Raw genomic sequence first — 19303 nt, 5'->3', positions numbered from 1 at the left:
TCCCATGAGCGATCTTGGTTTTACCCACATTGCACTGTCAGTTAGCGATGTAGACAAAAGCATCTCGTTTTACGCGAAGTACGCCGGCTTCAAAGTGGTTCACCGCCGGGTAGATCCAATTACATCATTAGATGTTGCTTGGATTTGTGATTTGATTCAACCGTTCGTCATTGTGCTAATTAAAGCACGATTAGTGAATGGCAAACTTTTGCCAGATTCCCATCTGGGCGTCGCCTGCGAAAGTCGTGAAAAAGTCGATCAGCTTTGCCGTGAGGCTGAGTCAGAGGGGCTTTTATTGAACGGCCCTACTGACTCGGAACCTCCTGTCGGTTACTGGGCTTATATCCGAGACCCTGACGGTCATACGCTGGAAATTGCCTACGGTCAGGAAGTTAGCGCGCTGTTAGAAAAGTTATTAGCGCAGCCAAAGTTATGAGGTCAAGCATTAAGTTTTCTAGACAGGGCGTACGCAAAGCCTATGTGTCATGCTGAGTGAAACGCAGTGCAACGAAGCCTCTGTAAGATTCTTCCCAACGCTTATGAATGACAGGATTACCTTGAAATGCGTCCAGGACTGCTAGATTGAGCAACCCCAGCTAATTTAATCACAAATTAACCGGGGCGGCGGGCAATTAATTCGCTGAGTAATTCCTATTTTTAAATGCCAGCCCCCGGAGCGGCTTCAGCACCCATTTCTAAAATTGTACCGCGAAGAAAATCAATTTGCTGCTGGAAGTCCATGCCCTCAATCTTTCCTAGTAAAGCTTTTCCTGCTTCGGGAAGTTGATAGTCTGGAGGGACAGGAATAATAGTTCCTTCGTCCATTCCTACTGCTAGGAAATACCAAAAAGCCAGCTTGGTTTCAGGACTCATCGAGCCGTACATCCGGCTGATTTCAGTATTGGCTTTTGAGGCAATGTCGCGCATTACTTGTAGTTGTTCTTCGTGGGGCAGAGGCTTGACTTGATCGAACAAACCCTGAGCGATGTCGGAACCGGAAGCACCGGGAGCCGCTGGCGTTATTGACTTGCCCATTTGGGTGTAAACAAACCACAGCAAACCTAATTGGTCGTCTACACTCAACTGCTTAATATCTGCTTTTCCTTGGTCGTAAGCACTGGTAGTAAAGGTCATTCAAGCCTCCAAAATAATATGTATTGCTCAGTTTTCTTATTTGTGAGAAAACTTTTGTTTGCTACTTAAGTTAAAGTACCTAATAAATAGTGATGCTAGAATCTTGCTTAAGACAGAGATGATCCCGGACATAAGTTCGGGGAGTAAATTTACCAAAATTGGGAAAAATTGCAACCAAAGGATGAGGGAAATTTGCCAAGATTGTTGTTAGCGGAGCTCATGATTAGCATGGTTTAGCCGATCGACGATCGCCTATAATCGCAACAGACCTGTATTGAGGTGGCTGTTATGTCCGCAACTGCAAAACGCTTCACGATAGCGGAATATCACCGCCTGACAGAACTGAGGTTCTTTGGTGAGGACGATCGAGTTGAGTTAATTAATGGAGAACTTGTGAAAATGGCAGCTAAAGGTACCGCTCACGAAACCTGTCGGAGAAGATTATTGCGGGAATTAAGCGCCATAGTAGCAGAGCGGGCAACTTTACAGTGTCAATCTCCCATCGTTTTACCGACAAACAGCGAACCTGAACCTGATTTTTCGCTCGTACAAAATCGCCCTGACGACTATCTATCCTCTCACCCCTGTCCAGGGGATATACTGTTGCTGATTGAGATTGCAGATTCTTCTTTGAGTTACGACAAACAGGTTAAGCTCCCCCTTTATGCTGAAGCCGGAATCTCGAACTATTGGATATTTAATTTATCACAAACTTGCTTGGAATGTTACAGCGAGCCGTATCAGAATGCCCCTGGCCAATTTGGTTATCGCAGGACGCTGATTTTTCTGCCCAACGAGTCTGTTAATCTGCCTTATTTTCACGACTTGGCGCTCGATTTATCGAGAGTGTTTCCGCCAACTATAGCATCCTGAAGGACTGTGATATTATTCCAAAGAAAATAGGCTGGCAAACAGCCAGCCTAGAATCAGGAGAACTTTATTTCAAACTCGTTGAAAATCTAGCTAAACAAACCCGAAATACCACCGACTGCTATTGCTCCAGCCAAAGCCGAAACAACCACAGAAGTCAGAGCCGTACCGAACAGCCACCAAGCAGCAGTTGCTGCGGCTTCGCGCGCATCTTCTGCTTGCTGCTTGGCCTTGTTTTTGAGCTGTTTGATGCGTTTTTTGGCTTCAGATTGCAGGCGTTCCGAGCGCAATAAAACGCTGTCCCGGGCTCCTTCCATTTGGTCAACAATTCGGTGCGCGTCAGTCTCGGAAATATCGGAACGAGAACTCAGCAGGGCAACTAAAGTACCGCGATCGAACTCACCTAAACGCTCTTTAATCGCGTCAAATCCGGCCTGCGGGTCGTCAAACACTTTGCGTAAGTCCCGCTTGATGCCTTCGTAGTTGAGTTCAGGTCGATCGAGCGAATTGAGGTAATCGCGGATTTTTCCGAAAATACTGTCCATTGCTGACTGAAACTTTTCCTGAACCATTTGAACTTGTTCGAGAATTTGGTTGCGGACAGATTCAATTTGGTCGGCAATTCTGTTAGCTTCCTCTTCCGAGATGTCTTCCCGCTGCGACAGCAATGCTACCAGAGTCGATCGATCGAAGTGCTTCAGGCGATCGCCCAAACTTTGCATCCCCATTCCCGGCTCGCTAAACAGCAACTGCAAATCGCGTTTGATGCTTTCAGGATTGAGTTCTTCCTTGTCCGTATTCCGCAAGTAATTTTCCAAACTGCCTTGGAAATCGCGGACTGTTTTTTGAGCGCGAGAGGCCAAGCGGCGGGGCGATTTCACGATGCTGCGAATCGAATCTTGCACGCGATCGATCGTCCGATTGATCTGTTCTTCGCTCAAATCTTCCCGCTGCGACAGCAACTTGACTAAAGTTTCGCGATCGACCTGAGAAAGTCTTTCCCGAAGTGCCAAAGCACCCTCTTTCGGATTTTCAAACAATTTAGTCAAATCCCGACTGATACCTTCTGGATCGAGTTCTTCGAGGTTTGTATTCCGCAGGTACTCGCCAATTTTTGCAGTAACTTCCTCGTACTGTTGCTTAGCTCTATCTGCCACTATTTGCGGCGCGTGGATAATGTTGTCGCGCACAGATTCGATCCGGTCGATCGCCTGATTTATCTGTTCTTCGCTGAGGTCTTGGCGCTGTGACAGCAACTGCACCAGCGTATCGCGGTCGAATTGAGACAAGCGTTCTCTCAGCGCTTTAAATCCAGCTTCCGGGTCGTTTAACAGCGTTTGAAACTCGCGCTCGATCGCTTCAGGATTGAGTTCTTCCTTATTAGTATTGCGGAGATAGTCTTCTACCTTTTGCCGCAATTCTTGGGCTTTCGATTGCGCTTGCTCTTGCAATTCTTGAGCTCTAGAAATAACGCGATCGCGCGAACTCTCCAGTCGGCCGATTAACTGATCGGCTTCCTCTGGACTGAAATCTTCCCGCTGACCGAGCAACTGCACCAAAGTATCGCGATTAAACTGCGACAGGCGATCGCGCAAAGCCTCAAAACCAGCATCCCGGTCTTCCAAAAGCGCTTGGAAATCGCGTTCAATACCTTCAGGATTCAGCTCATCTTTGCCAGTCGATCGCAAATAATTTTCAATCCGGCTGCGTAAATCTTGAGACTGTTCTTCACCAGCAGCATCTCGCACGATTTCCAACACTTCTTGGCGGACACCTTCAAGCTGTTCGGCAATTTCCGTCACCTGTTCAGGAGCAAACCCCTCGCGGCGGCCCAGAATCCCTACAAAATAATCGGGATTAAACTGCTCTAACTGGCGCAAAACGGCTCCCGGAGAAGCTTCCGGGTCGTAAATCACATCCCTAAATTCCTGCTTGATTGTCTCCCGGTTGAGATGCCAAGGTTGGGTATTCAGCAAGTAGTTTTCCACATCAGCCTTACCTGTATTGAAAGGCAGCGCAGGCACTTTGTCGCCCACCTTAGAAGCCAAAGATTTAGCTTGTTCCGTCCCTTTGGCTGTCAGTTGCTGCAACTGACCAGTGATTTTTTCAACATCCAAATCAGACAAATCCGTCCGCGACAAAACAGTGCCCACAAGAGCTTCCACACCCAACTGCATCGCTCGTTTCATGCCGCTGCTGGATTCCGATTTGTTTTCCCGACTTTCCAGAATTTGAGACAGCTTGGCGTTGAGTTCGTCAGATTTCAGCAAATCGGGAGCCGCAAACTTGAGAAAATCAACTAACTCTAAATTCGGGTCTTTCTGCTCTTGCTGCTTGCCGAAAGTTTGCTTCCAAACGCCTTCGAGTTGGTCAGCAACTTGAGTTATTTCCTCTTGAGAAAAGTCGGTGCGACTCTTAACTAAATCCACAAAAGTCTGGCGGTTAACATTCTTCAGAACGTCGCTTCCCGCAATAGATTTAATATCTGCATCGCCCAGCAACTTTTCAAATTGACCGCGAATTTCCTTAACATCTAGTTTCGGTAACTGCAAAGAACCCACATAATCTTGCAGTGTTTCGCGAATGCTATCCGGGTCTACCGCCGAACTCAATTCGCGGCGGACAGCGGCAACTGATGCCTCTACAGTGTTGACCATTTGGTCGCTGGCCATCTTGCCGCCGATCGCAGCACCAGCAGTACCCATGAGGCCTTGAACGCCTGAAAAAGCAGTTTTTATCAAGGAACCGATCATCGAACCGACGGCGCTAGAACCGAGCCACACCAGCGTTAAAAAGTACGCAGCCCAGATGACCACACCAATAATTGCCGCTCCGTCTACGCTGGCAATTGAAGTTAGTTTGACTGCCAAAAAACAAGCCAAAAATAAAGCCAGGTTAACGGTGACTAAAATCCAACCCCCGACTAAACCTTCGATTTTCCGAACTTTCTTGCCTATACTTTCGGACTCATCATCATCATCGTCATCGTCGGGTAAAGCCTCGTCCCAATTTGATATCTTGGCGGCGATCGAGAAATTTGTTAACAGGAATTGGAAGCCGAAAGCCATAATGACTCCGGCGATTAAGGCTACGAAAAACTGCGGGCTTAAAAACATCAGCCCTCCGATATCGGGGTGGTCAAATGGCACATCTATTTCTACGGGCATTTGTACTGGCATTTGTACTGGCATTTCTACTGGCATTTGGCCCCTATCGAGTTTTGGAGTGTACAGCGACATTAATAACTCGCTTTGAAACATAATTTACCTCCTAAATTTTTATGCCTAACTCGGCATAGCGAAAATTGCCCCCAACTTTTTTCTAGGGGTGTTTGTAATCTTTAGATGAGGTTTTGTTTGGGTTCGGCTTTATCTTACGGAAGCCCTTCTTAGTGACATTGGGATGAGTGGTAACTCAGTCCTATAGTGATCTCATCCTTACTGCTCATTATTGCTGTGGAAGCTAAAAAATAAATCCGTCTAAAGTCAGAAATTACTTTTTAAGGGACTGGTAGCAGCAGAGTCCGCATAAAAGTGGCAAGTTTGAGGCGGGCGCAATCCCCACCAATTATCAATAGTAGTAAAGTACGATGTGATGCACTCTACAGATCGTATAGTGCGCTACCGAGTTAGGATTCCGTTGGATTTTCAGGCTCAAAACGAGCGAGTAATTGCGATCGATCGAGCTGCATACTCAGTCGCGTGATTTCCAGAGGTTCTAGTTGAATCAAAGGCTCGATTATTTGGGCTAATTCTTCATCAATTTCGCCAAATCTTACTTGTAATATACTCTCAACAAGCTCGCGTTTGCTTTGCTGAATACCTTGCTCGATACCTTGCTGAATACATTGCTCGATACCTAGCTGAATACATTGCTCGATACCTCGCTGAGTTGCTTCTTCAAGCCGTTGTAAATAGAGGGGTGATAGTTCCATAATTAACTCCAGATTTTGTCGATAATAAATAGTAAAGTGATATTGAGCGCACCCTACCGATTGTAGAGTGCGCTGCTGAGTCAGGATTCCGGTTGATTTTTTTGTTCAAAATGAGCTAGCAATTCAGAGCGATCGAGCTGCCTAATTAGTCGCGTGCGATCGAGGGGTTCTAGCAGAATCAAAGGCTCGATTATTTGGGCTAATTCTTCATCAATCTCGCCAAATTTTAGTTGTAGGAGACTCTCAACCATCAGGCGTTGAGCGCGCTGCATAGCTTGCTGCATACCTTGCTGGATACCTTGCTGAATACCTTGCTGGATACCTTGCTGGATACCTTGCTGGATACCGCGCTGAGTTGCATCTTCCAGCCGTTGCAAGTAGAGGGGTGACAGTTCCATAATTAACTCCCGATCTTCTCGATCTATGTCTTGACGTACTTCTAATATCGTTCGCAAGTTGTACAACAATTCTAACGCATTCAACCGAAACACATTATCTGAGGGTAACTCTCTCAATTCGGCAATAGCTTGCTTCTGCACGTTTCCCTTCCCTAAAACTCTCAGCCACAGGGTTTCTGGAGTCCGGGGGAGTTGGTGAATGGCAATAATCGCTGCTTTCAGAGATGGGCCCAGAAAATAAACTCCACTTACCCAATTTTCTGGTTCGGGAATCGCTCGAAATCCAGCTAATATCGTATCGGAAACAGTAGGCGACAGTATCCAGAGTTGGGGCAAGTCTGCCTCTGCAATCCGGGTATTTTCTCTAGCTGCGGCGCGTTCAAATTCGCCGTGGATATCGAAGAGTTTGCCCAGACAACTGCGAATTTCTCCGATTTGGACTGGGCTGCGGAAGGGTTCAAATACAGCGGGTTTTGCTGCGATTTGACCCAGAATGCCGAGGGCTGTTGCTTCGACTTCCGGTTCTGGTTTCGGGGAAAATAAAACGTCAACCTGCCTTACTTCTCCAGCGACATCCCGGCTGGTTTCTACATTACCGAGAGGGGTTAATAGTTCTTTCAAATACTGTTTAGCAAATTGGTCGTGGATGAATCTAGTCATGCGATTTTAGATTTTAGATTTTAGATTTTAGATTGGGAATTAGTTACTGGATATGGGTTGGGCGCTTGCCTAAAGTTGCATGGTTTTTTGAATCAGGTCATTAGAATGTAACTGCGGGTCATTCAACAAACATGATATCAGGTGCGCCGCAGCCTAGGCTACGAATTTTTTCCGCAGCATTTACCCTCACAGTTGCGAAGGCTGCGAATACAGCCGTACTCCTCGAAACGTTGACTGTGTTTGCGAACAGTAGGATAGGCCAGTAAATATAAGGGAATTCCGATTAGTTTGTAAAGCAATCGACCAGCAGCATGAACAATATCCCAAATTTCGCTTAAATTAGGTTCTCGAACAAATTCTCCTATTTCATCTTTTAAGGCAAGCCACTGAGATTGCACAGTAGGAGAGTGACAATTATCAAATACTGCCATACCTTTTTCGTAGTTTTGCCAAATTTTATTCATATATTTAATCAAATCCGCCTCACGTCTGATAATATCAGAAGTTAATCTGAGATTACAATCATCCGGTATTTTAAGGAAATCAGCCATGCGACTCTCTCAAATGCTTTTTGTCACCCTGCGTGAAGACCCGGCAGAAGCAGAAATTCCCAGCCACAAATTATTACTCCGTGCCGGATACATCCGGCGCATCGGTAGCGGAATTTACGCTTATCTACCTTTAATGTGGCGAGTTCTCAAAAAAGTATCTCAAATTGTGCGCGAAGAAATGGACGCTACCGGCGCTCAAGAATGCCTTCTCCCGCAATTGCAACCGGCCGATTTGTGGCGGGAATCCGGTCGCTGGGACACCTACACTCAAGCTGAAGGTATTATGTTTGCCATGACAGACAGGCAGCAGCGAGAATTGGGACTGGGCCCTACTCACGAAGAAGTGATTACTACAATTGCTAAAGATATGATTCGTTCCTATCGGCAATTGCCTTTACATCTTTATCAAATTCAAACTAAGTTTCGCGATGAAATTCGCCCGCGTTTTGGGTTGATGCGCGGTCGCGAATTCATTATGAAAGATGGCTATTCTTTCCACACTAACGAAGAAAGTCTGAAAAAAACTTATCAGGATATGGCTCAAGCTTACAGCAATATGCTGCGCCGATCGGGCTTGCAATTCCGAGCAGTAGATGCTGATTCGGGAGCAATTGGCGGTTCTGGTTCTCAAGAGTTTATGGTGCTGGCAGAAGCGGGAGAAGATGAAGTTCTTTATACTGAAGACGGTCAGTATGCCGCTAATGTGGAAAAGGCTGTCTCGATGCCTGCTGATGCGGAACCGTCGCCCTTTGCCACTTTTGAAAAGCGGGAAACGCCGGGAACTGAAACAATTGATAAACTTTGCAAGTTTTTGAAATGTTCTCCGACGCAAGTTGTCAAAAATGTGCTTTACCAAGCTGTTTACGACAATGGGATCACAGTCTTGGTATTGGTAAGCATTCGCGGCGACCAAGATGTGAATCAGGTAAAGTTGCTGAATGAATTGACGAAGTTAGCGGGCAATTATCAAGCTAAAACTGTTTTATTTTTGACTGTTCCCGATGCGGAAGCTCAGCAAAAATGGGCTGCTAAATCTTTACCTCTTGGTTATATGGCTCCCGATATTGCTGATGATTATATCGCTGGGAGCAAGGAGGTAAACTCTAACTTTTTGCGTTTAGTCGATCGCACTGCAGTTGACCTGACAAACTTTGTCACCGGTTCAAACGAATCAGGATACCACGTTGTCGGGGCGAATTGGAACAAAGAATTTCCTCTACCAGCAACGGTTGTAGGCGTCAGAACAGCCAAAAAGGGCGATCGGGCCGTGCACAACCCCGAACAAACCTTGCAAAGTGCCAGAGGCATCGAAGTCGGCCACATCTTCCAATTAGGCACAAAATACTCCCAAGCAATGGGCGCCACCTACACCAGCGAACAAGGCGAAGAAATGCCCTTTGTGATGGGCTGCTACGGCGTCGGCGTGTCGCGGCTAGCTCAATCGGCAGTAGAACAATCCTACGACAAAGACGGGATAATTTGGCCGGTGGCGATCGCCCCGTATCACGCCATCATTAGCATCCCCAATATTTCCGACGCCCAACAAGTAGAAGTCGCCGAAAAACTCTATGCAGAACTCAATCAATCTGGCATTGAAACCTTGATAGATGACCGCGACGAACGAGCCGGAGTTAAATTCAAGGATGCCGATTTAATCGGGATTCCCTATCGCATTGTTCCGGGCCGTTCGCTGAAAGTCGGTAAAGTTGAAGTCGTAGAAAGAGCAAATCACAAATCACATGAAATTCTTGTTGATGAAGTCAATTCTACTTTGAAACAGTGGATTGATGCCGCCATCAAATAAGACTTTTTAACCAGTAAGGTGCGCGGTGCGCACCCTACATTTAGGCTCGCAAGGTGCGCGCTGCGCACCCTACATTTAGGCTAGATACCCCCAATATCCATCCCTTCAATCCGTTACAAAATCCGCTGCCCCTCTTCCTTCTGATGTGAAATTATCTAAAACTTAAAACTCGATATGAATCTGAACCTAAATCAGTTTCTTCGATTCCCTCAATCCAGAATTGGGCGGTACTTAGCCCAAGTAACGGTCGTTGCTGTCGTTTACGCCGTGGGGGCGAGGCTAGCAATTTCAATTCAAGGTGTCAATCCGTTTGCTTCCTCGGTGTGGCCGCCTGCTGGAATTGCCCAAGCCGGACTTTTCTTGTTTGGGAGTAAACTCTGGCCTGCCATAGTTTTGGGTACATTTTTGCTCAATTTGGTTAACCCAAGTGAACAGATATTCGAGGTTTGGCTGGGAGGAAACGTTGGGGCGATTCTGCAAGCTGTTTTTGCCGTAAAGACCCTGGGCTGGCTCGGGTTTCGTCCGTCTCTGGCTCGCTTGAAAGATGTAGTTAATTTAATATTGTTTGGCGCTCTAATTTCTACTCAAATCAGTTGCACTATTGGCGCGTTTTCTATATATTTAGCAGGAAGAGTAGATTGGGCAGGATATTGGTCGCTTCGGTGGAATTGGTGGTTGGGAGACACAATGGGAGTTTTAATTTTAACTCCCTTAATCCTAATATTTATTCGCCCTCAAGTAACCGCAGAGCGTTTAAAAACACCAACAGATAGCCAAAAAAAATATTTAATGGCGCGGGGAGTATGGTTAATATTATTAATAGGGGTTAGCTGGCTGGTCTTTGAGTCGAAACATGAAGCTTCTATTGCTCGTTATCCCCTGGAATATTTGCCATTTCCTTTGATAATTTGGGCAGCGCTCGAATTAGGTCAGCGCTCCGCTGTCCTCGCATCGTTTGTTGTCTCAATCATCGCAATTTTGGGCAGTTCTCATGGAGGGGGGCCTTTCATAGCCAAAGCCGAAAATATCAATCAGGCTATCTTATTTTTACAAGCTTTTTTGGCTGTAGTTACAATTACCTCGCTGTTATTGGCAGCGACAGTAGCTGAACGGACATCAGCGGAGTATTCTTTACGGGAGAGCGAAATTAAATATCGAGAATTGGTGGAAAATGCTAACAGCATTATTCTGAAATTGGACGGAGACGGGAATATTACTTTTTTTAACGAATTTGCAGAAAATTTCTTTGGTTACAAGGAGGAAGAAATCCTGGGCAAAAATCCAGTGGGAACAATTATTCCCCACACAGACCTCGAAGGGAATAACTTAGAGTTGGTTTATAATGAAATTTTACACAATCCCGCTCGCTTTATCAGCTATGAAAATGAAAATATGCGGCGCAGTGGCGATCGCGTTTGGGTATCTTGGGCAAATAAACCGCTGGTTGATGCAGCGGGAAAACTCCTGGGAATCCTCTGCATCGGCACAGATATCACCGATCGCCGAAAAGCTGAAATAGCCCTGCAAAAGCTAAATGAAAAGCTGGAAATCCGAGTTGAAGAGCGGACAAATGCCCTGAAACAAAGCGAACTTCAGCTACAGAAACAGAAATCGGCATTAATTGATTTAGCCAAAAATAAAGCGCTGAATCAAGGCGACTTAACAAAAGCGCTTCAAGAAATAACTGAAACTGCTAGCCGTACTCTGGAAGTTACCCGATCGAGCGTCTGGCTGTACGATCGCACTAAATCCAAGATCGAGTGCCTGGATTTGTTCGATAGCGCTCTCAACCAACATTCACACGGCTTGGAATTAGCAGCAGCAGACTATCCTGTCTATTTTCAAGCACTGCTAGAAGAACGCGCAATTGCTGCCTTTGACGCACAAAACGATTTTAGAACTAGAGAATTTGCGGAATCTTACCTAATTCCGTTCGGCATCACTTCCATGCTAGATACGCCGATTCAAATAGGCGGAGAAACAGCAGGAGTTGTCTGTTTAGAACAGGTAGGAATGCCCCGCTATTGGACGATTGAAGAACAAAGTTTCGCTGTTTCTCTAGCAGACTCTGTAACTTTCGCAATGGAAGCGCGAGAACGCCAGCGTGCTGAAGAAGCGCTGCGGCAAGCTGAGGCAAAATACCGCAGCATTTTTGAAAATGCGATCGTCGGCATCTTTCAAACTACTCCAAATGGGGAATATCTCAGCATCAATCCTGCTTTAATTCGTATTTACGGTTACAGTTCCTCTGAGGAGTTGAGGCGAAACTTAACTAATATTAACCGACAGTTATATGTAGACCCAGAACGCCGCGCAGAACTAATTAAGTTAATGCGAAAAAACGGCAAAATATCAGATGTTGAATCTCAAGTTTACCGCCAAGATGGCAGTATAATTTGGATTTCTGAGAATGCTTATACTGTCTGCGACCGAGATGGAAATTTACTTTATTACGAAGGTACTGTTCAAGATATCACAACTCGCAAACAAGCTGAGGCAGCTTTGCGCTTAGAACAAGAAAAATCCGACCGTCTCCTACTCAACGTTTTACCGCAACCCATCGCCGACAGATTAAAACAAGACCAAAGCATCATCGCCGATACTTTTTCCGAAGTAACAGTATTGTTTGCAGATATAGTGGGTTTTACGCAAATTAGTTCCAAAATCTCTCCGCCGGAATTAGTTTCCTTGCTTAACGATATTTTTTCCACATTCGATCGCCTAGCAGAAAAGCACGGATTGGAAAAAATCAAGACGATTGGCGACGCCTACATGGTAGTAGGAGGCCTGCCCATGCCCCGCAGCGATCATGCAGAGGCGATCGCAGAAATGGCCCTCGATATGCAGCAAGCAATTATTGACTTCAGCCATACCCACAATCAAGATTTCAGGATCAGAATCGGCATCAACAGCGGCCCGGTTGTCGCCGGAGTCATCGGTATTAAAAAATTTATTTACGATTTGTGGGGAGACACCGTTAACACCGCTTCCCGCATGGAATCTCACGGCTTCCCGGGGTGTATTCAAGTCACCTCGGCCACTTATGAGCGATTGCAAGACAAGTATTTATTGCAAAGTCGCGGCACAATTGAAGTCAAAGGCAAAGGCGAGATGAACACTTATTTTTTGACAGGGAGCAAATTATAGCAGAAGGAATAATTTACAAGGAATAAGCAATATAATAACTCATATTTCAGCAATTAAAAATCTCCTAAGATTCCGGCGCGGTTGCTATAGTTAGTTAAACATATAACACTCAGTATGAACCCAAACAAAAATCAGTTTCTGCGATTTACTCAATCTAGAAATTGGCAATACTTAGCAAAAGTAGCTGCCATTGCTTTTGCTTACGCTTTGGGAGCAAAAATAGCAGTTTCAATCCCAGGCGTAAATAAATTAGCTACCTGCGTCTGGCCGCCCGCAGGAATTGCACAAGCTGCAATGTTATTATTTGGTAGCCGCATTTGGCCGGGAATAGCTTTAGGCGTATTTTTTTACGAGACTATTAACCTTCAGGTATCTTTAACACTTGCAGCAATTAGTGCCTTTTGCGCTTGTTTACAAGCTTTCTGCGCATTTACTTTGCTGCAAAAGCTCAAGTTTCGCCCCTCACTCCATCGGCTGATCGATGTAGTCAATTTAGTCTTTTGCGGTGCTGTAGTTGCCACTCAAATCAACTGCACTCTCGGCACGCTGCGCCTCTGTGTAACTGGTTTAGTTGACTGGAGCCAATATTGGCAAATTCGCTGGAATTGGTATCTCGGAGATACATTAGGAGTTTTAATTTTTACTCCCCTGCTGTTGATTATATACAACCACCAACAAGCGCCAAGCCCTTCACCAAATACAGGTTCTCAAACAATTGTAAATCGCATCGGTGCCGGAATATGCCTGCTGTTATTAGTAACAGTCAGTTGGCTAGTATACAACTCAAAAAGTGAAGGTCATCTCTCCGGTTATCCCCTCGAATACTTGCCATTTCCCTTAGTAATTTGGGCAACCATTCAATTCGGTCAGTGCGGGGCTGTTTTAGCATCTTTCATTGTATCCAGTATCGCCATTTGGGGAGGTTCTCAGGGAGGTGGCCCCTTTATTGCCAAAGCGGAAAATATCAATCAGGCAATTTTATTTTTGCAGGCTTTTATGAGCGTAATTGTAGTTACATCGCTGCTGTTAGCCGCCACTGTAGCCGAACGCGCCTCAGCAGAGGATTCGCTGCGGCAAAGCGAAATTAAGTATCGGGAATTAGTCGAAAATGCTAACAGCATTATTTTAAAAATAGATACAGAAGGAAATATTACTTTTTTTAACGAATTTGCACAGAAATTTTTCGGTTACGACGAAAAAGAGATAATTGGCAAACACGCAGTGGGAACAATTATTCCCGAGATAGATACAAAAGGAAATGACTTGGGAGCAAAATTGAGAGATATTTTGCAAAACCCAGAACAATACACGCGAAATGAAAATGAAAGTATCCGGCGCAGCGGCGAGCTGGTTTGGGTATCGTGGGCAAATAAACCGCTGTTTGACGCGGCAGGAAAGTTCGCAGGAATGCTGGGAATCGGTACGGATATCACAGAGCGCAGGCGGGCTGAAATGGCGCTTTGCAAGCTCAATGAAGAGTTAGAATTTAGAGTGAAAGAACGAACTAATGCTCTGAATGATACTTTAAATGCACTGCGAGTTCAACAGGAACAATCCGAGCGATTGCTGTTGAATATTTTGCCTGAAGAAATAGCAAATCGGTTGAAGCGGGGAGACAGTACGATCGCAGACACTTTTGCTGACGTTACTGTCTTATTTGCGGACATAGTAGGCTTTACTCAACTCAGTTCGCTAGTTTCTCCAACGCAATTAGTAGCCTTGCTGAATGACATCTTTTCGACCTTTGACAACCTAGCTGAAAGGCACGGTTTGGAAAAAATTAAGACGATTGGCGACGCTTACATGGTAGTTGGAGGGCTGCCAATTCCTCGCCCGGATCACGCAGAAGCTATTGCAGAAATGGCCCTGGATATGCAGCAAGCAATTACTGACTTCAGCAATACCCACAGCCAAGCTTTCAGCATCAGAATCGGCATCAACAGCGGCCCGGTTGTCGCCGGAGTCATCGGTATTAAAAAATTTATTTACGATTTGTGGGGAGACACCGTTAACACCGCTTCCCGCATGGAATCTCACGGCTTCCCGGGGTGTATTCAGGTAACAGAGACAACTTATCAACGGTTGCAAGAAAAGTATTCCTTTGAAAACCGCGGCGCGATCGAAGTTAAAGGCAAAGGCCAGATGACTACTTATTTACTGCAATGCCGAAAATAGCTCTAGTAAAGGTTTTTCTCTAAAAGTAAGGGCGATCGCACTCTTAAATGTGCGATCGCCCTCATTTTAATTTAGCCAAGTTTTTTAAAGCTTGTACAAGTTAATTCCAGCTTCCTTCGCCATGATTTCCAAACCCTTGTTTTGCAAGGTTTTAATCGCCTTTGTAGAAAGGTGCAATCTTACCCAGCGCTTCTCCTGCGGCCACCAAACCCGCTTCCACTGCAAATTGGCGTCTTGCAATTTGTGAGTGCGGTGGTGCGAGTGAGAAACTGCAAAACCGTTATTAGCCTTCTTCCCCGTTAGCTGACATTTCCGTGACATACTTCCCTCCAGATTACCGTTTTTTGCGTGCAGCCTTTTATTATATAGCAACAGCGCAGAACCCCCCTAGCCCCCTTGTTAAGGGGGGACAAAAAACACCCGATCGCCCGCTCAGCAATAGAAATAAACTCTTGCTCCCCCCCTTAGCAAGGGGGGGTTGGGGGGGGTAATTACATTGCACGTTCTGTCAGTTTTGTCAAGACTTGATTCGATCGCTCGACAAAATCCTTCATCCCTTCAGCATCGAAACCCTTCTGGGCCATCAAAGCCAAGTCGTAAACGTGGTGACAAATCATACTCGCCAACTGACTTGACGGAGACTCCCCGCCGCCTTGAATAATCGCACCCTGACTCAAACTAGCCAGATTTTGAATCAGCGGGTGAGAGGTATTCACCAGCAAAACGTGTTCTTCGGGGAATTCGGCGGCTTGCTGCTGCAAAAGCGCCGTCATGTCGCGCATCCGGCGCAAAGCTTCCGGCAAAAGTACGATCGCAGGTGGCGTCGCCTCCGCAGAGTCAGACTTCAAAGCTTCAGTGCGAATGTTCACTTTCGGCTTATTGAGAGCTTTTTGGAACATTTCTTTAACTTGTTCGCTGCGAGTTTTATTCGTCGCCGGATCGACAATTTCCGCTTCTTTCTCTTTGTCAATTAGCGTGTCGTCGATGTCGGAATCAACCCGCGAGAATTTGACATCTGAGTATTCTCTTTCCAAGAAACTGATAAAGTGCGTGTCGATGAAAGAATCCATAAACAGCACTTCTAAACCTTGGCTTTTGTGCATTGCCACGTAAGTTGCTTGAGACGCAGGTTCCGTACAGTAAAACACACGATTTTCGTGGCGTTTTTGATTGCGTTCCAAATATTCTTTCAGCGTCGTGTAAGGTTGCCTCGAAGTAGAACTTTCCGACTTCGGAGTGACATCTTGCCACAAATCTCCTTCCTCACTTTGCACCTGAACTTCGGGCGTTACAGTTTCTGGCTTCTCGGCTGTTGGTTCGTAAGTGCTGCGGTAGATTAAGATATCTTCGACTTGCTTTTTGAACTTGTCATCGTTGAGAGTTCCAAACTTGACAAAAGTGCCGATATCTTGCCAGCAGCGGATGTACTCGTCGCGGTCGTCGCGGTAGAGTTCTTTCAGGCGATCGCCCACTTTTTTGGCAATATAATCAGCGATTCTCCGCACTGTGCGATTGCTTTGCAAAGAACTGCGAGAAACGTTCAGCGGAATGTCGGTACTGTCAATAACGCCCCGCAGCGGCATCAAGAATTTCGGGATAATTTCTTCGCAGTGGTCGCTGACAAAAACCTGATTGCAGAATAGCTTAATATTGCCTTGGGTAACATCGACATCCGGCCGCAGTTTTGGAAAGTAAAGAATCCCGTTGACAATAAAAGGATAATCTGTATTCAGGTGTACCCACAGCAGCGGCTCGTCTTGGAACGGGTAAAGGTAGCGGTAAAGTTCTAAGTAATCTTCTTTTTGCAAATTGCTGGCTGATTCCCGCCAAATTGCTTTGTGCTTGTTGAGTTCTTCTCCTTCAAATTTGATGGGAACGGGCATGAAATCGCAGTAAGTTTTGATTAACTGCTTAATGCGACTGGGTTCTACATATTCTTGTTCTTCGTCTTGGAGGGTAAGAGTAATAGTAGTGCCGCGTTCCGTGCGGGAAGATTCTGATAGTTCAAAAGCGGGAGAACCGTCGCAAGACCAGTGTACTGCTTGGGAGCCTTCTTGGTAAGAAAGAGTATCAATCTCTACTTTCTTCGCCACCATGAAAGAAGAGTAGAAACCTAAGCCGAAGTGACCGATGATTGCGTCGTCGCCACTGCCTTGGTATTTTTGAATAAATTCTTCTGCGCTGGAGAAAGCGACTTGGTTGATGTATTTTTTTACCTCATCGGCGGTCATGCCGATGCCGTTATCGGAAATTGAGAGGGTTTTGTTTTCTTTGTCGATCGCTATGTTGATTTGCGGTTCGCCCATGTCGCCGCCGTATTCGCCGGAACGGGAAACCATTTTGAGTTTGGCAATGGCATCGACGCCGTTAGAAATTAGTTCCCGCAAGAAGACTTCGTGGTCAGTATATAGCGACTTCTTGATAATCGGGAAAATATTTTCGGTATGGATTGAGATTGTTCCCTGTTCTAAAACTGTCATAATTTTTCTCTCTGATGACTGCTAATTGCTGAGAAATAGCTATTTAATTATTTTCGGCGATCGTGATCTCTTCTGCAAAAGGGATTACCACAAAAAGATGATTCGGTTTTCCCCACATCTTGCACAATTGTCAATAAGCCTTTGACTGGCGGGCAGGATGCCCACCCCACAACAAGAATCACTCTTCGCTTCACAGGCCCGAAAGCCTGTTCTCGAACATGGTGCAAGATGTCAGTTTCCCTCACATAGTAGCTCACAAAGGTAACTGCAGGAGAAAGGTGCTGCCGGAACCCAATTCGCTGCGGGCGCTGAGGCTGCCGCGGTGTGCCCGGGCGATGGTTTGGGCGATCGCCAATCCCAGTCCCGAACCGCCGGTATGGCGCGATCGATCGCTGTTGACTCGGTAAAATCGATCGAATATTCGCTCTAAATCTGCCGCCGCTATCCCAATACCGGTATCTTGAACCTGAACGATCGCCTCCTGGTGGCTGCAATCTAAAATAACTGTTACTTTCCCGCCCGCCGGAGTGTATTGAATCGCATTAACAATTAAATTAGCAACTAAGCGATAAAGTTGGTCGGAATTGCCGACAACATTTAATTGCTGCTGCACCCGCACGGAGGATGTTAGCGCTACCTTAGAAGCGATCGCCATTGCTGCCAATTCCTCGACTAAATCGCTAACAAGGTCATTCAAACAACACAATTGAGGGCGATCGCGTATCGCTTGATTATCCATGCGAGCCAGCAGCAGCAAATCAGCAACTAACTGAGTCAATCGTCGGTTTTGGCGATCGATCGTCCGCAAAATTTCCCGCGCCTCTTTTTCATCCAATTGAGGCGTCAACAGCGCTGATTCTACTGTCGCCTGCGAAGCCGCTAAAGGCGTCCGCAATTCGTGGGCGGCATCCGCTGTAAACTGTTGGATTTGTCGGTAGGAAGAATAAATCGGTTTCATAGCCAGTCCTGCCAATAACCAACTAGCAAAGCCTATCAGAATCAATGCTGTAGGCAATCCTAATTTCAAAACCCATTTCACTGTACTGAGATAATCATTGAAGTCTTGCAGGCTCCGACCAACTTGAAAATATCCCCAATCTTGCTGTGTTTGGGTGTGGAGCGCTACAGAAATTTGGTGATAAACATTACCTTGGGTGTCAGTTATTGTTTGCCAATATTGGGAGTTAAATGCTGGTGGTAATTCTTCGGGATACGCGCCTGCTGTAGCAATTAATTTACCGGAATAATCAAATAAACGAATATAGTAATAGCCTTGGTTGATAGCGCTTAAAATATGGCGGCTTGGCAACTGTTCTTTAATGCCTTTAACTCCCATTAGGCGGAGGTTGGGCAAAAGTTCGTTTACTATTGGCTCCAAGCGTCCGGGCTGCTGCAATTTGAGTTCTAGGCTGTCGTGCAGCGTCCCCGCTACCGATTCTAATTCCCGGTCTATGGCTACCCAGTGAGCGTGGGCGATCGCCTTGTATACGCCAAATCCCAACAAGCTTAAAATCAAACCCATTACTGCTGCATAGGAAAGGGCTAATTGCCAGCGAGTTCGGTTAAATAGTTTATTTTGATTCATTTAAACTTAGATTTTATATAATTGTTAAGAACAGGCAAGATGCCTGTTCCACAAAGTTAAATTTTACTCATTTTACTCGTTCCCAGGCTCTGCCTGGTAACTCATATCCAGAGGCTCTGCCTCCAATTTTCAGGGAATCTCTTCGAGGCAGAGCCTCGGTAAATCGGTTTCCAGGCAGAGCCTGGAAACCAGTGAATTTTCATGTTTTAGGAGTTCTGCATATTCGCTTATTCCGAGTTCCACAAATTGTCTGTCTTCTTCTGCAAATTCGCAGTAGAGTGCAGCTAAGTTAGTTTCATCGATTGCTGGAATAGTAGCTAATCTGGCACGGAATTTTAGGAAGGAAATAAATTCAAATACTTGTTTGAGTTGTTCTATATCGAGCTTTTCTAACTCTTGTTGGATCGAATCTTTCATAGCAGTAATTTTTACGATCGAGTTTTCTATATTCTACGGGCTCCCAGATTCGGGCTGGGAACCCGTAGAATGCTTAAGAACAGGCAAGATGCCTGTTCCACAAAACTTAAATAATTTTTTTTGTGGGGAGTAGGGGTTGGGCCGGAGT

General features: G+C 45.7%; 14 protein-coding genes. 5 read left to right on the top strand and 9 right to left on the bottom strand.

The annotated features are described in order from the left end of the window. Positions 1-4 precede the first annotated feature (4 nt). Entirely contained in the window at positions 5-436 is a 432-nt protein-coding gene (locus QUB30_RS10150) for a VOC family protein (protein WP_333332703.1), read from the top strand. Between the two features lie 221 nt (positions 437-657). Here the strand turns inward: QUB30_RS10150 and QUB30_RS10145 are convergent, their stop codons facing one another. Next, positions 658-1134, bottom strand: a complete 477-nt coding sequence (locus tag QUB30_RS10145) for an orange carotenoid protein N-terminal domain-containing protein (RefSeq protein WP_333332700.1) — start codon at positions 1132-1134, stop codon at positions 658-660. Between the two features lie 288 nt (positions 1135-1422). Between QUB30_RS10145 and QUB30_RS10140 the strand changes: the two genes are divergently transcribed. Next, on the top strand, positions 1423-2007 hold the full coding sequence (locus QUB30_RS10140; protein WP_333332697.1) for a Uma2 family endonuclease: 585 nt from the start codon (positions 1423-1425) through the stop codon (positions 2005-2007). An 86-nt stretch (positions 2008-2093) separates the two neighbouring features. On the opposite strand, the gene QUB30_RS10135 is transcribed toward QUB30_RS10140, so the two are convergent. From QUB30_RS10135 to QUB30_RS10120, 4 genes are all read right to left on the bottom strand, one after another. Then, complete coding sequence (locus QUB30_RS10135) at positions 2094-5264, bottom strand: MFS transporter (protein ID WP_333332694.1); 3171 nt, start codon at positions 5262-5264, stop codon at positions 2094-2096. A 368-nt stretch (positions 5265-5632) separates the two neighbouring features. Continuing rightward, on the bottom strand, positions 5633-5938 hold the full coding sequence (locus tag QUB30_RS10130) for a hypothetical protein (protein WP_333332691.1): 306 nt from the start codon (positions 5936-5938) through the stop codon (positions 5633-5635). Positions 5939-6018: 80 nt separating this feature from the next. Continuing rightward, positions 6019-6996, bottom strand: coding sequence for a hypothetical protein (locus tag QUB30_RS10125; RefSeq protein ID WP_333332688.1), 978 nt, complete (start codon positions 6994-6996; stop codon positions 6019-6021). Positions 6997-7154: 158 nt separating this feature from the next. After that, positions 7155-7547: a hypothetical protein gene (locus QUB30_RS10120; protein ID WP_333332685.1), complete on the bottom strand. Its 393-nt coding sequence runs from the start codon at positions 7545-7547 to the stop codon at positions 7155-7157. On the opposite strand from QUB30_RS10120, the gene proS reads away from it, so the two are divergent. The 3 genes from proS to QUB30_RS10105 all read left to right on the top strand — a co-directional run bounded on the left by proS (position 7546) and on the right by QUB30_RS10105 (position 14673). Further along, positions 7546-9351: a proline--tRNA ligase gene (gene proS / locus QUB30_RS10115; protein WP_333332682.1), complete on the top strand. Its 1806-nt coding sequence runs from the start codon at positions 7546-7548 to the stop codon at positions 9349-9351. The two genes, QUB30_RS10120 and proS, sit on opposite strands and share 2 nt — an antisense overlap. Positions 9352-9525: 174 nt before the next feature. Beyond that, on the top strand, positions 9526-12498 hold the full coding sequence (locus QUB30_RS10110) for an adenylate/guanylate cyclase domain-containing protein (protein ID WP_333332679.1): 2973 nt from the start codon (positions 9526-9528) through the stop codon (positions 12496-12498). A gap of 114 nt (positions 12499-12612) precedes the next feature. After that, positions 12613-14673, top strand: a complete 2061-nt coding sequence (locus QUB30_RS10105) for an adenylate/guanylate cyclase domain-containing protein (RefSeq protein ID WP_333332675.1) — start codon at positions 12613-12615, stop codon at positions 14671-14673. Positions 14674-14757: 84 nt separating this feature from the next. Here the strand turns inward: QUB30_RS10105 and rpmB are convergent, their stop codons facing one another. The 4 genes from rpmB to QUB30_RS10085 all read right to left on the bottom strand — a co-directional run bounded on the left by rpmB (position 14758) and on the right by QUB30_RS10085 (position 19155). Continuing rightward, positions 14758-14994 carry a 50S ribosomal protein L28 gene (gene rpmB, locus QUB30_RS10100; protein ID WP_015177569.1) on the bottom strand — a complete coding sequence of 79 codons (237 nt, stop codon included), beginning with the start codon at positions 14992-14994 and terminating at the stop codon, positions 14758-14760. 170 nt (positions 14995-15164) lie between these two features. Further along, a complete protein-coding gene (htpG, locus tag QUB30_RS10095) occupies positions 15165-17153 on the bottom strand; it encodes a molecular chaperone HtpG (RefSeq protein WP_333332672.1) in 1989 nt (662 codons plus the stop codon). Positions 17154-17406: 253 nt separating this feature from the next. Further along, positions 17407-18738 carry a two-component system sensor histidine kinase RppB gene (gene rppB, locus QUB30_RS10090; protein ID WP_333332669.1) on the bottom strand — a complete coding sequence of 444 codons (1332 nt, stop codon included), beginning with the start codon at positions 18736-18738 and terminating at the stop codon, positions 17407-17409. A 129-nt stretch (positions 18739-18867) separates the two neighbouring features. Next, positions 18868-19155, bottom strand: a complete 288-nt coding sequence (locus QUB30_RS10085; RefSeq protein ID WP_333332666.1) for a hypothetical protein — start codon at positions 19153-19155, stop codon at positions 18868-18870. Positions 19156-19303 lie beyond the last annotated feature (148 nt).

This window comes from Microcoleus sp. BROC3, assembly GCF_036702515.1.
Lineage (GTDB): Bacteria > Cyanobacteriota > Cyanobacteriia > Cyanobacteriales > Microcoleaceae > Microcoleus.
This window is presented reverse-complemented; position numbering and strand designations above follow the sequence as displayed.